Source organism: Pantoea sp. Acro-807, assembly GCF_011752675.1.
Classification (GTDB): Bacteria; Pseudomonadota; Gammaproteobacteria; order Enterobacterales; family Enterobacteriaceae; genus Pantoea; species Pantoea eucrina.
Genome location: NZ_VWXE01000003.1, coordinates 13,644 through 26,958, shown reverse-complemented (window position 1 = coordinate 26,958; position 13,315 = coordinate 13,644). Strand labels below are relative to the sequence as shown.

At 58.0% G+C, this 13,315-nt stretch carries 9 protein-coding genes; all 9 read right to left on the bottom strand.

Translation table 11 applies throughout. From position 1 onward, the window contains the following. Window positions 1-6: 6 nt before the first annotated feature. Window positions 7-210 (bottom strand): p-hydroxybenzoic acid efflux pump operon protein AaeX, encoded by a 204-nt coding sequence (aaeX, locus tag F3J39_RS08910; RefSeq protein ID WP_065648072.1) that lies wholly within the window; start codon window positions 208-210, stop codon window positions 7-9. Between the two features lie 377 nt (window positions 211-587). Then, complete coding sequence (gene tldD, locus F3J39_RS08905; protein WP_039380688.1) at window positions 588-2,033, bottom strand: metalloprotease TldD; 1,446 nt, start codon at window positions 2,031-2,033, stop codon at window positions 588-590. A 64-nt stretch (window positions 2,034-2,097) separates the two neighbouring features. Continuing rightward, window positions 2,098-5,892, bottom strand: coding sequence for an AsmA2 domain-containing protein YhdP (yhdP, locus tag F3J39_RS08900; protein ID WP_166714089.1), 3,795 nt, complete (start codon window positions 5,890-5,892; stop codon window positions 2,098-2,100). 47 nt (window positions 5,893-5,939) lie between these two features. Continuing rightward, the gene (gene rng, locus F3J39_RS08895; protein ID WP_071669165.1) at window positions 5,940-7,409 is read right to left on the bottom strand and encodes a ribonuclease G; all 1,470 of its coding nucleotides are present in this window, start codon (window positions 7,407-7,409) and stop codon (window positions 5,940-5,942) included. Then, window positions 7,399-7,992, bottom strand: a complete 594-nt coding sequence (locus tag F3J39_RS08890; RefSeq protein ID WP_039380695.1) for a Maf family protein — start codon at window positions 7,990-7,992, stop codon at window positions 7,399-7,401. Before F3J39_RS08890 ends, rng begins: the two co-directional genes overlap by 11 nt. Before the next feature lie 8 nt (window positions 7,993-8,000). Beyond that, window positions 8,001-8,489: a rod shape-determining protein MreD gene (mreD, locus tag F3J39_RS08885; RefSeq protein WP_039380697.1), complete on the bottom strand. Its 489-nt coding sequence runs from the start codon at window positions 8,487-8,489 to the stop codon at window positions 8,001-8,003. Continuing rightward, window positions 8,486-9,520 (bottom strand): rod shape-determining protein MreC, encoded by a 1,035-nt coding sequence (gene mreC, locus F3J39_RS08880; protein WP_039380699.1) that lies wholly within the window; start codon window positions 9,518-9,520, stop codon window positions 8,486-8,488. Before mreC ends, mreD begins: the two co-directional genes overlap by 4 nt. A gap of 212 nt (window positions 9,521-9,732) precedes the next feature. Then, window positions 9,733-10,776 carry a rod shape-determining protein MreB gene (mreB, locus tag F3J39_RS08875; RefSeq protein ID WP_003855260.1) on the bottom strand — a complete coding sequence of 348 codons (1,044 nt, stop codon included), beginning with the start codon at window positions 10,774-10,776 and terminating at the stop codon, window positions 9,733-9,735. A gap of 309 nt (window positions 10,777-11,085) precedes the next feature. Further along, the gene (gene csrD / locus F3J39_RS08870) at window positions 11,086-13,032 is read right to left on the bottom strand and encodes an RNase E specificity factor CsrD (RefSeq protein ID WP_094111842.1); all 1,947 of its coding nucleotides are present in this window, start codon (window positions 13,030-13,032) and stop codon (window positions 11,086-11,088) included. Between the last annotated feature and the right edge of the window lie 283 nt (window positions 13,033-13,315).

Here is a 13,315-nt window from a genome sequence, read left to right as displayed (position 1 = left end):
AAAACCTCAGATGAATAGACGGGATACAAGATAAAACACACAGCAATACAGGGCCGTGTTAAACAGGGCCGGATGCCAGACCAGATCGTAGATCCCGCTTGGCGTCAGCACACGTTTCACCAGCCAGAACAGCGCCAGCGAAACCAGTAGTTCAATGAAGATGGGCGGGAAAGATAGCCCGAATACGACAAATACCGGAAGCACACTCATTTCGGTTCCTTAGTTCGACCTTGCCGGGATCGCACCGCTTTTACCCCCACGCTGTGCCGCACCGGGAATGGTTAAGCAGGCAGCAGAAAAATGGCAGTAACCTTCAGGCCGCCCTGCGCTAATCATAGCGTATCATCAGCCTGTCTGGTCCGTAACGGAATGCAGTGCATAAACCCAGCGCGCGTATAATAACGTGCCTGACTATATGTTTTCTACAAATCGTGACATAAATCACTTTTTAATCCGAATAAATAATCGCACGACTTAGCACGATGTCTGTTTTTGCCAAAGTGGCTGAATCGGAGGCATTTATAGCTGACGCAGCCACAAAAAAGGCTGCCCGCAGGCAGCCCTTATAGTGACAGAGGTTCAGCACCTCAGGCGGTGCCGCCTACGGTGATTTTGTCCAGCTTCAGCGTCGGCTGGCCCACGCCAACCGGGACGCTCTGTCCCTCTTTACCGCATACGCCGACGCCTTTATCCAGCGCCAGATCGTTACCGACCATTGAGATTTGCTGCATCGCTTCAATGCCGGAGCCAATCAGCGTAGCGCCTTTGACCGGCCGGGTAACTTTACCCTTCTCAATCAGATACGCCTCTGAGGTAGAGAAGACAAATTTGCCCGAGGTGATATCGACCTGACCACCGCCAAAGTTAGGCGCATAGAGGCCATATTCCACGCTTTCGATGATCTCCTGCGGCGTGGACTTGCCCGCCAGCATGTAGGTATTAGTCATGCGCGGCATCGGCAGATGCGCATACGATTCGCGCCGGCCGTTACCGGTTGGCGGCACACCCATCAGGCGGGCGTTAAGCTTATCCTGGATATAGCCCTTCAGGACGCCATTTTCGATCAGCATGTTGTACTGACCCGGAACGCCCTCATCATCCACCGCCAGCGAGCCACGCAGCCCCTCCAGCGTGCCATCATCCACCACGGTGCAGAGTTCCGAAGCAACCAGCTGCCCCATCTTGCCGCTGAATACCGACGTTTCACGACGGTTAAAGTCGCCCTCAAGGCCATGTCCTACCGCTTCGTGCAGCAGCACACCCGGCCAGCCAGCGCCCAGCACGACCGGCAGCGCGCCAGCTGGGGCTGCAACTGCAGAGAGGTTAACCAGCGCCATACGCACCGCTTCGCGCGCCCAGGCGTCAGCCCGGACGTCACCGCTCTCATCGGCGAGGAAAAATTCATAGCCGGTACGCGCGCCGCCGCCGCTTGAGCCGCGCTCGCGCTTGCCCTGATCTTCCACCTGCACGCTGATTGACAGACGCACCAGCGGACGAATATCGGCTGCCAGCGTCCCATCGGTTGCCGCAACCAGCACCTGTTCATAAACGCCGCTCAGGCTGGCATTGACCTCCTGTACGCGCGGATCGGCCGCGCGCGCCACGCGGTCTACGCGATGCAGCAGGGCGATTTTATCTTCGCGCGTCAGGCTGTCGAGCGGGTTAACCGGCGCATAGAGCGAACGTTGCATTACTGCCTGCAGCGTATGTGCGGTGCCATTGCCCTGCTCGCGTACGATACTGCGCGCGGCTTCCGAAGACTGCCGTAGCGCATTCAGGGTGATCTGGTCTGCATAAGCGAAGCCGGTTTTTTCACCGCTTACGGCACGTACGCCAACGCCCTGATCGATATGGTAGGAGCCATCTTTAATAATTTTATCTTCCAGCACCCAGGATTCATGGAAGCTGGACTGAAAATAGAGATCGGCATAATCCAGACGACGTTCTGAAAGCTGCCCTAACAGGGAATGGAGGTCCTGCTGATTAATGCTGTTCGCAGCTAGTAACTGCTCACTTACCAGATTCAGAGTCATCGTTTCTCACTCATTATGTGCTCAGATAGTCATAGCCTGCGGCAATTCCCCGACGGCGTCAAATTCACTTGCTGCCGGCGTCGCGCGCTTTGCGCAGCACTTCACTGATTTCCGGTTTATCCAGCGGGCCACTGATGTGATAGCGCAGCAGGGAAATCTTGTTCCAGAGCGGTCCCAGTACCTTGCTGGCGGCAAAAACGGCGGCCCCAACCACCGGATTGATTGCAAACGCCGTTGCCACACCGACCGACGCGGAGATCTCCGGCGCCACAACCGCTTCCATATCAATTTTCCGCTGTACCAGATCGATCCGGCCCTGCATCGCGATATCCGCCTCCAGCCCATCTACCAGCAGGTTATCGGTGCGCATAACGCCGTTTTCGATCCAGGCGGTGCCGTTGATTGAATCAAAATAGAAGCCATCGCTGAAGGTATCGCTGAAATCCAGACGCAGCTTGCGCAGCAGCGCATCAAAACTTACCAGACGCAGCAGCTGTCCTGCCCGTCCGGTATTAACGTCGGCAATCTCTCCTTTGCCAAAGTGCGTTTTCAGCGTGCCGCTCAGCGACGCCTCAGCAGGCTGCCAGGGCGCGGCGCGCCAGTGCAGGTCATAATCCACGTTAAACGGCGCGTCGCGCAGCGGCGTGTTCATACCGAACCAGTTAGTGGCGTCATTGATATTGCTGCCGCTCAGGCGTCCCTTCAGCGAGGTGCGCGGATTGCCCGGCGAGTTAACCCATTCGCCACTGATGCTGAGCCGGGCGCTGCCGCTGTCCACAATTCCGTTAGTGAGTGCTAACGTCTCTCCGCGCGGCGTCAGCGTCGCAGCCATCTGTCCGAACTTCTGTCCGCGCAGCCAGCACTCATCGCAGTTAAGCTGCAGCGCAGGCCACTGGCTGAAATCGATCCCGCTGTCGCCGCTGAACGGTGATGACGCCTGTTTGCTGCCGGTCTCTTTCCATTGCGGGTTGTAATAAAGGTAGTTCAGATTGATGCGCCACGGTGCACGCTGCGCTGTTGTCAGCGTGCCGCGCGCTTCACGACTCTCCAGCTTCAGCTGCGCATCACCGCCCGCGCCCTGCAGCAGAGTGGCGCTGAGATCGTGCCACTGCTGCCCGCCCAGCGTCAGGGCTGGCGTATGCAGCGTGACATCGCCCGGCAGGCCGACCCCACCCACCTGCGTGGCGCCCTCTCCGCTGCCGCCCGCTCCGGCCAGTACACCGAGCCAGGCTTCCCCATCCAGCGGCGGCAGGTTTAATACCATACCGCGCTGCGCCGGGAGCGCAGGCGTTGCCGTGGTCTGGTTCTGCCAGATGCCGCGTTCGACGCGCAGCTGCGGCTCCAGCAGCCAGCGGCTGTTAAAGCGGTGCATCTCGCCTACGCTGCCGCTGAGCATAAAGCCGTTCAGATCGCCTTTAGCCTTAACCGTTACCGGCAGCGCCTCACCGGCAGATTTGGTCAGCGGCGCAGGTAAGTGACTGCTTACTGCTTTGCCATCGCCTCTGAGATCGACGCTGTAGTTCGCACCTCCGCTATGCGGCAGCGTAATAGCCACATCGCCCTGCCAGGCGAGTGAACCGCTGAGCTGACGCGCTACCGCCGCTGGCATCACGCTGAGACGCGCGGGCTGCCAGTCGCCCAGCAGGTGGACGTTAACGCCAAAATCCTGCGGATTCTCCTGCGTGCTGAAGGTCACGCCCAGCGGCTGACCAAACCAGTTTGCCTGCATCTCTTCGCTTTCAAGGTTGCCGTTGTTATAGCGGAAACGCCCTGTCAGCTGCGTCAGCGTGCTCTTCAGCGGTTTAATATGCAGCGTGTTGTTATTCATCACCACGTTGCCGCTGGCGTGTACCTGTTCGCCATCCAGCGGGATCTCCAGGTTGAGCGTGCTTTTGACGTTGCCCCCAACCTGCAGCTGCTGCAGCGCCGCGCCGAGCGACGATTTCAGCGGCGTCTCATTAAAGTAGGCGCCGATATCCGCCCCCTGCCCGCTCAGATCGCCGGCGATCAGCAGTTTCTCTTTAAGATAATCCGGAATAACGGCCGTGACGTTACGCGCTTCGACCTTGCCCAGGCGCGCGTTATCGGCGCGCATCCACAGGCCGTCATTCACAAAATCGAGATCGATATCCAGATCCTGCAGGGCCGGCCAGCCCGGCTGAAAGCGAAACGCGGCATTGCGCAGCGGCACTTTAACTTCAAACATGCCGTCGTTATGCTTAAACGGGAACAGGCGCGGATCGCCGGCGAACAGCAGCGTGGCGTTATCGGTCTCCCCGCCTTTTATCGCTTCGCTCAGGTAGTGCGTCAGGTTATGCCCCATCAGCGGTTCCGGCAGATAGCGCCAGGCATCACCCGCGTCGGTTACGCGGATGCCGGCCAGAATATCGAGCCGTGGTGCAGCGTCACTGTTTTGCTGATAGCGGAAATCTCCGCGCGCCCAGAGCGACCGCGCCTGCACATCCAGCTGATGTCCGGCCAGCGTCAGGCCGTGACGGTCGCGCAGCCAGCTCAGCTGGCCACTCAGCTGATGAATATCCAGCGGCGCCTGGAACATATCACCATAGGGCACTTCAGCCTGCCCCATGCTGAGATAAACCTGACCATTGCTGACGCTGCCGCTGGCGCGCCCGCTGAGATTGCTGATGCCCGGCAGCAGCTTCCAGTTATGCCATGCCAGATCGCGCCACGTCGCCTGCAGTCGCGTCTGTTCCGGCTGCGCCAGTGGAATATCCAGTGCCAGCGTATCGATATAACCGCGCGGCTGCAGCGCACGCCAGGTATCCAGCAGCGTCGGCGAGAGCGGGCCAATCAGCGGCACCAGCGGCGCAAACCGCTGCAGGTCCAGCCGGGTAGCGCGCACGCGGATCTCCGCTGCCGCTTTATCTTCAGGCTGCCACAGCAGCGCAATCCGGCCGGGCGCCCAGGCCACGCCATCGGTGCTGAGCCGGGTCTGCGGTATATTCAGGCTCCAGCCGTCGCGGAAGCGCGCCAGGTGTGCGGTCAGTCCGTCAATCTGCAGCTGATGGTCGCGCTGCTCGCCGCGCCAGCGCGCCCCACCCTGTTTGATCAGCACATCGCCCGCATAGAGTTCGCCATCGCGCAGGCTGGCCCACGCCGCCAGGCTGATACGCGCGCTCTCCAGACTGGTGTTATCACGCAGCCAGCGGCCAATCCAGGGACGCACATCCACATCGTCTGCCTGCATCCAGATGCGACCGTCGTTCAGCAGGCCACGGGTATCCTTTAAATCCAGCCTGACCTGCACCACGCCATGCTGGCCGGTAAAGCTGCTGAGGCTGACCTCGCCTTCAGCGCGATGCCGGCTGGCTTCATTCAGCCAGGTAAGGCGCGGTATCGCCAGCTCGGCATGCTGGCCTGAAGGCGTCAGAAAGCGGATAGTGCTGTCGCGCAAATCGAAGTGATCGAACTGGCGCAGGAAGAGGTCGTTAATCTGAGCAGGCTTGATGCTGGTGGTATCGCTGTCGCGGGTAAACAGCGGCCGCTCCGTCGCCAGACGCAGCTGCCAGAAGGTGAGATCGCGGAACTGCCAGCGCCAGTGCAGCAGCGACTGCCAGACATCCAGCGCAAGAGTGACGCGGCCAATGTGCAGTTCGCCATCCTGCTTCATATCAATGCGCAGATCGCGTACCTGCAGCGTCGGGCCAAAATTCTGCCACGTTCCCTGCAGTTCGCTGGCGTCTGCGTTGACGCCGCTGATGCGTGAAACCGTCTGCAGAATGTCGCTGCGATAGCTGTTGAGATGCGGCATCACCAGACGCAGCCCGCTCACCAGCAGCGCCACAATGACAATCACTGTGGCGATCAGCAGTAACAAAATCCCTGGCAACCGCCTCACACATCTCTCCTTGCTGGTCACTGGATAATAACGTCTGGCCGCAGGCCTTACATCATGACGACGTCAAACTGCTCCTGAGTATAGAGCGGTTCAACCTGAACTTTGACCTGTTTGCCGACAAAGATTTCGACTTCGGCCAGCGCATGCGACTCATCTGTTTTCAGCGCCTCGCCTACCGCCGGCGAGACGTAAACCAGAAAGCGGTCGGAGTCATAGGCGTGATGCACGCGTACAATTTCACGCATGATTTCATAGCAGACGGTCTCTACGGTTTTCAGCGAGCCGCGTCCTTTACACACCGGGCAGTCGGCACAGAGCACATGCTCAATGCTTTCACGCGTTCTTTTACGGGTCATCTCCACCAGGCCCAGCGCTGAAAAGCCATGGATCCCGGTTTTGACCCGATCTTTACTCAGCGCACTCTCCAGCGAATGCAGCACGCGACGGCGGTGATCGTCATTACTCATGTCGATAAAGTCGATAATGATAATACCGCCGAGGTTACGTAACCGCAGCTGACGGGCAATAGCCTGCGTCGCTTCGATATTCGTATTAAATATGGTTTCATCCAGGTTACGGTGGCCAACAAACGCTCCGGTGTTGATATCTACCGTGGTCATCGCCTCCGTCTGATCGATAATCAGGTAGCCACCCGATTTAAGCTCGACCTTGCGCTCCAGCGAACGCTGAATCTCATTTTCTACATCATAGAGATCGAAAATAGGCTGCTTGCCGCTGTAATGCTCTATTTTGCCCGCCATTTCAGGAATATATTCGCTGGTAAATTCCACCAGCAGATCGCAGGTCAGACGCGAATCGACGCGAATGCGATCCAGCGCGGCGCCGGCAAAATCGCGCAGCACACGCTGCGCCAGCGCCAGTTCGCCATAGAGCAGGCAGCGCGTCTGGTTACGCTTTTTGCGCTCGCTGACTTTGGTCCACAGGCGTTTGAGAAACGCCGCATCCTGCGCCAGCTCTTCTGCGCCGATGCCTTCCGCAGCGGTACGAATAATAAAACCGCCCAGATCGTCACAGTAGGCAGCCACCACCGCTTTCAGCCGTTCGCGCTCCGCCTCACTTTCAATACGCTGTGAAACACCCACGTGTGATGCGCCGGGCATAAAAACCAGATAGCGGGACGGCAGCGTGATATCGGTGGTCAGGCGTGCGCCCTTGGTGCCGAGCGGATCTTTCACTACCTGCACCATCAGATCCTGCCCCTGGCGTACCAGCTCGGCGATGTCGCGTACAACAAAATTTTTCTTTTCATCGCCGGCAACACACTCGGTGTGCGGCATGATGTCGGAGGCGTGCAGAAAGGCGGCTTTATCCATGCCAATATCGACAAAGGCGGCCTGCATACCCGGCAGCACGCGGCTGACCCGGCCTTTGTAGATGTTGCCAACAATGCCGCGTCGCGCTTCGCGCTCAATATGAATTTCCTGCAAAATGCCGCCATCAATATAGGCAACGCGCGTTTCCGAAGGTGTCACATTTACCAGCAGTTCAGCCGTCATTCTGTCCCCTTAATGCACGCAGCGACTGAAAATGGCTCAGCAGCTCTGTGGTTTCCACCAGCGGTAGTCCCACTACGGCGTAGTAGCTGCCATTAATCGTGCGCACGAAATTACCGCCCAGACCCTGAATGCCATAGGCGCCCGCCTTATCCATCGGTTCGCCACTGGCGATATAGTGCGCGATTTCATCAGCGGTCACGTTGCGGAAGGTCACATCGGTAAGCACCAGGCAATCCAGCAGCGTCTCGCTGTCAGCCAGCGCTATCGCGGTCATCACCTGATGCGTCTGTCCGGAGAGCCTTGCCAGCATCTCTGCGGCGTGTTCTGCATCACGCGGTTTTTCCAGTACGTCACCATTCAGCACCACAATCGTGTCCGCGCCCAGTACCGGCAGATCCCGGGGCGCCATAGCGACACCGGCGCGGGCTTTATCCGCCGCCAGTCGGCGAACGTAATGTTCAGCCGCTTCGTCGGGCTGACGCTGCTCTTCGGTATGGGTTAACAGACGCTCAAACTGCAGCCCAAGCTGCGTAAGCAGCTCGCGCCGGCGGGGCGAGCCGGAAGCCAGATACAGGGTAATCATTGTGTTCCTTACTGAACGGCAAACTGCCGGCGGATCTTTCTCATCAATAAGAATAGCCAGGGCCAGAGGATGCCGTCGACCACGCTACTCCAGAAAATTTCTGGCCGGAATGAGACGTCTATGACCAGGAATTCAGCCCAAAAAACAATGACATCTACTGCCAGTGAAAGAACCATAACCATTAACGCCTGCTGCCACAATGCGAGGTTGCGGAACAGCTGGAATTTAAAGGCGACCAGGTAGGCGATGATACTGAAGGCCAGCGCGCGTACGCCCAGCGTGGAGCCGGCAATCAGATCCATAACGGCACCGAGAAAGAACCCGGTGCCGACGTTGACCCGATGCGGCAGCGCCAGCACCCAGTAGATCAGAATAAGCAGCAGCCACGACGGCCGGAACATATAGAACTGCTCCGGCCACGGCATGATTTGCAGAATTAATGCCAGCAGAAAAGAGAGCCAGATTACCCACCGTCCCTGACTGCGATATCGGCTCAAGGCTGGCCCCCACGCGTGTTCGCCGGCGTGCTCTGCGCACTCCCGCTGGCCGCAGAAGATGGCGGTCCCATCTGCTGACTCTGCTGCATCCCCGCGGGCGCCGGCGGCCCCATTTCACCCGCCGGTGGCAGCACCTGAGGCATCATCTGCATCAGACGCTCGTTCGCTACGCGATGTACCTCATCCGGTGCCATCGGCATATCGCCATTTTTATCAGCTCCCCACAGCAGCAGCAGGTAGCGCAGACGCTGCAGCCCGGCAGTCGGACGCGCCTGAATGACCGTATAGGCGCGCTGGGTATCAACCTTGACTGACGACACGACGCCGACCGGATAACCTTCCGGGAACCGGCCGCCGAGGCCGGATGTCACCAGCACGTCGCCGACGCGAATATCAGTATTGCCTGGCAGATGCTCCAGCTGCAGATCTTCGCTGCAGCCGTTACCGGCAGCAATAACGCGAATATCGTTACGCAGCACCTGAATCGGCAGCGCGTGAGAGGCGTCGCAGATCAGCAGCACGCGGCTGGTCAGCTGGCCAACGGCCACCACCTGCCCGACAACGCCTTTATCGCTGATCACCGGCTGACCTTCGTAAACGCCGTTTACGCTGCCCTTATCGATCACCACCTGATCGGTATAAGGATCGGTGCCGGTTGAGATCACCTGCGTCACCATTTTGTGCTCATCCTGACGCAGCGGCGATCCAAGCAGCTCGCGCAGGCGGGCATTTTCCTGCTTATATTGCCCCAGCATCAGCAGATCGCTGTTTTTCAGGAAAAGCTCGCGGCGCAGCGCTTTGTTCTCCAGCTCCAGCTGCTGACGGGATGCCAGCGTATCCGACACGCCGTCAAGCAGCTGTCGCGGGCCGTTGGCCAGAAAATAAAATGGGCTGACTGACGTGTCCAGATAGTTGCGGATCCGGGAGAAAGTACTTACGCGGCTGTCGGCGATGATAATCGCAATTGCCACGATAACGGCCAGAAAGAGACGCAACTGCAGGGAAGGCCCCCTGCTAAAAATCGGCTTCATAAATTCTGCGAATTCCTCGACATCAGGGAAGAAGCACCAGTCCGCAGACCCGCGCCTCCAGGGCTGGACGCACTATGCCGTCATACGCAGCCGCGCCATTTACCCATGCCTGAACCGCCGCTGCATAATACAACGCTGCGTGCGGTTCAGTTTATGATGAGTATTGTCGCGATTCCCTGCGCAATATGACCATGGTCGCAGCCAGTGAGGAATTACTCCTCGCTGAACAGATCGCCACCATGCATGTCGATCATCTCCAGCGCTTTACCGCCGCCACGCGCTACGCAGGTCAGCGGATCTTCCGCTACCACGACCGGAATACCTGTCTCTTCCATCAGCAGGCGATCCAGATTACGCAGCAGTGCGCCACCGCCGGTCAGCACCATGCCACGCTCTGAAATATCAGAAGCGAGCTCTGGCGGACACTGCTCCAGCGCAACCATAACCGCGCTGACGATGCCGGTCAGCGGCTCCTGCAGCGCTTCAAGAATTTCATTTGAGTTCAGCGTAAAGCCACGCGGCACGCCTTCTGCAAGGTTACGGCCGCGCACTTCGATTTCGCGCACTTCGTCGCCCGGATAGGCTGAACCGATTTCATGCTTGATACGTTCTGCGGTGGCTTCACCAATCAATGAACCGTAATTGCGGCGCACGTAATTGATGATAGCTTCATCAAAGCGATCGCCACCGATACGTACAGAAGAGGAGTAGACCACGCCGTTCAGGGAGATCACGGCGACTTCAGTCGTACCGCCACCGATATCCACGACCATAGAACCGGTTGCTTCAGAGACCGGCAGGCCGGCACCGATAGCCGCAGCCATCGGCTCTTCAATCAGGAAGACTTCGCGTGCCCCTGCGCCCTGCGCAGATTCACGGATAGCGCGACGCTCAACCTGGGTCGCGCCGACCGGTACACACACCAGTACGCGCGGACTCGGGCGCATAAAGCTGTTGCTGTGTACCTGCTTAATAAAGTGCTGGAGCATTTTTTCAGTCACGAAGAAGTCGGCAATCACGCCATCTTTCATCGGACGAATAGCGGCAATGTTGCCCGGCGTACGGCCAAGCATCTGCTTTGCGTCATGACCAACAGCCGCTACGCTCTTTGGGGAGCCGGCGCGGTCCTGACGGATAGCAACCACTGAAGGCTCGTTCAGCACGATGCCCTGTCCTTTTACATAAATCAGGGTATTCGCAGTACCCAGGTCAATGGACAAGTCATTGGAAAACATGCCGCGAAATTTTTTAAACATACTAAGGGATAATCCTGCAAGCTGGGGGCGGAAAATAAAATCCGCTTACTTTACCAACCACACGAAGCCGCTACAAGGCGCAAAAACGTTCGGCTAAGGTGAAAAAATAGACCATATAATTTTTCCGGCCGGTACTGTTCGCTACTGGCAGCGCCAGATAGCGCTAAACGGCCCTCTTTAACGCAAATTGCCCGGACCTGCGGCGGGGTTATCGACATAAAATTTAACATTTCATGCCTCTGGCTCTGCCCGCTCCCGCTGGTTAACGCCAGAAAAACATCGATTGCCGGGACAAACCCTGCCAGCGCATCAAATGCGGTAACGTTGCGAGTGTTTTTTAACGTTACTGTTAACCGGTAAGGAAGGCGCAAACAGATCGCCCTGCCCGCCCGCTACCCCAAGTGCAGTCAGGGTTTGCCATTCAGCCCGGGTACGCACGCCAGCAGCAAAAACATAGCTGGAGGTGGATTTACACACCTCCAGCAGGCTTTGCACAAAAAGCTGATTCTCTGTGCGGCGGTCAATATTCCGTACCAGCCCCGGATCCAGCTTAATCACATCAACAGGAAGCTGGCGGATATAGGCGCTGCTGACCACCGTCATTCCCGCCTGATCGACTGCGATACGGCAGCCAAACGTGGTGAGCATGTGAAAGACCGGCAGCAAACGATTGATGTGTTGACACACATCCGCCTCGGCAAGTTCAAATAAAAATCGCCGGCGCTGGGATTTATTACACTGCAGCAGCAATTTTTGCAGCCAGCGCTGGAACGGGCGCTGCAGCAGTGAATCGATACTTACCGGCAGCGCCAGCGTCTCATCCGGCCACACTTCTGTCAGCGCGGCGATGCGCGTCACCAGCTGGCGATCCCAGCTGTCGGTCAGCCCCAGCTGCATGACCAGCGGCATAAACTCGGCGGCAACCACTTCTTTATCACCATCAAATATGCGCGCCAGCATCTCACGGTGGTGCACTTTACCATCCAGTAGTACCGCAGGCTTTTGATAAAGACGGGGACCACCGCGATTGAGCGTATTCTCCAGCAGCGTACGCCAGCGCACGCTGCCGCGGCCCATCTCCAGCGGATTACCCTCGCCCACTGACCAGGTGTTGCCTCCCTGCAGCACGGCGCGCCGCGTGGCCAGCTCTACGCTCTCCATCACCTGCAGTGCGCTCTGTCCGCTGCACCAGGCGTTGATGCCGATATGGATTAAATCATCACGATCCACCCTGCGCATCGGCGGCAGCGAGTCCACCGCATTGATAAGCTGCTCGGCGATGCTGTTCGCCTCTTTCAGCGTCCGGTGCGGCAGCAGCACGGCAAAATCGCTGCGAAAATAGCGGGCCAGCAGCGCCCCCGGATAGCGCAGCACAAACGTAGAAAACATATTGATGATATCAAACAGGTACTCTTCGGCCAGCGTCGGACCAATTATCTCATGCAGATTGTCGAAGTCAGGCAGGCGGATCATCATTACCACGCCATGCGTACCGACATCCTCCTGATCTTCCAGCAGCGTCGCCAGCTGGTTATCAAAAAAGAGGCGATTATTGAGACCTGTGCGCGCATCCTGAGCCGCAAACGTGCGGATCAGCGTATCGATTCGCAGACGCTGTTCTCCTGCTTCCTGCAGATCGCTGAGCAGCGTATCCAGCGCGCGGCTGGCTTTAGCCGGCCATTCAGTGGTGCCCGGAACGCGGGCAATGCGCTCGCCGGCAATAATGCGTTCCGCGCGCGCCTCCAGCCGATCCATATTGCGCCAGCGGCGATTAAGCCAGTGGTGCGTCATCGCCAGCAGCGCCGCCATAATGGCAACCACGCTCAGCAGCACCACCAGCGTATAGGCGCCGGTAAAGGAGCGGAACCAGGTTTTTGCCGGATCGAGAACCACGACGCGCAGCTGCATTTCGGGCGCATGCACCAGGGGCAGCTCAAGCTGAATAAACCGGTTAGGCTCATCTTCCAGCATCGGATTCTCATGGCGGGTAAGACGGAATACTTCGCCTTCGTCATTGAGCAGCGTGACCTGCTCAGCGTTGATCACCGGCATCAGCCGCGTCAGCCACTGTTCAACCTCCTGCGGCGACTGAGTCATCAGCGCTTTGTCAACTTCGGTCGCCAGCGTATCGATACGGCTCTCAACGCGCTCCTGCGACAGCCAGATAAAACTAAAAGCGCAGCCTACCAGCATCAGTAACATTGCCAGTAAGCTTAATAATGTAATAAACGCAGAAAACTTCGTTGTTAATCGCATCCCTGTGCCTGTACCACTGCGGTTATAAACGGGCAGCCAGCCTGTGCGTCATTCAGCTGACGCAATCCTGAGCAAAGTACCATAAATAGCTGTCTGAATCAGCGCCAATGCTCCGGCAAGCACGCTGTCGCGCGAGTATAACGGTAAAGTCACAGCGCCTGACTGCCGGGCGGACTTTTTCGTCCTATTCTCAACAGAGGCTGTCTGCCAGGAAATTTCATATTTTCCCCGGCAAAGTGGCATCGCCGATGGGGTTTACGCATCTTAATGATCACTGCTTATC

Coding starts and splice junctions, on each gene's coding strand:
- aaeX (WP_065648072.1), bottom strand. CDS start 210: ATGAGTGTGCTTCCGGTATTTGTCGTATTCGGGCTATCTTTCCCGCCC.
- tldD (WP_039380688.1), bottom strand. CDS start 2,033: ATGACTCTGAATCTGGTAAGTGAGCAGTTACTAGCTGCGAACAGCATT.
- rng (WP_071669165.1), bottom strand. CDS start 7,409: ATGACGGCTGAACTGCTGGTAAATGTGACACCTTCGGAAACGCGCGTT.
- F3J39_RS08890 (WP_039380695.1), bottom strand. CDS start 7,992: ATGATTACCCTGTATCTGGCTTCCGGCTCGCCCCGCCGGCGCGAGCTG.
- mreC (WP_039380699.1), bottom strand. CDS start 9,520: ATGAAGCCGATTTTTAGCAGGGGGCCTTCCCTGCAGTTGCGTCTCTTT.
- mreB (WP_003855260.1), bottom strand. CDS start 10,776: ATGTTTAAAAAATTTCGCGGCATGTTTTCCAATGACTTGTCCATTGAC.
- csrD (WP_094111842.1), bottom strand. CDS start 13,032: ATGCGATTAACAACGAAGTTTTCTGCGTTTATTACATTATTAAGCTTA.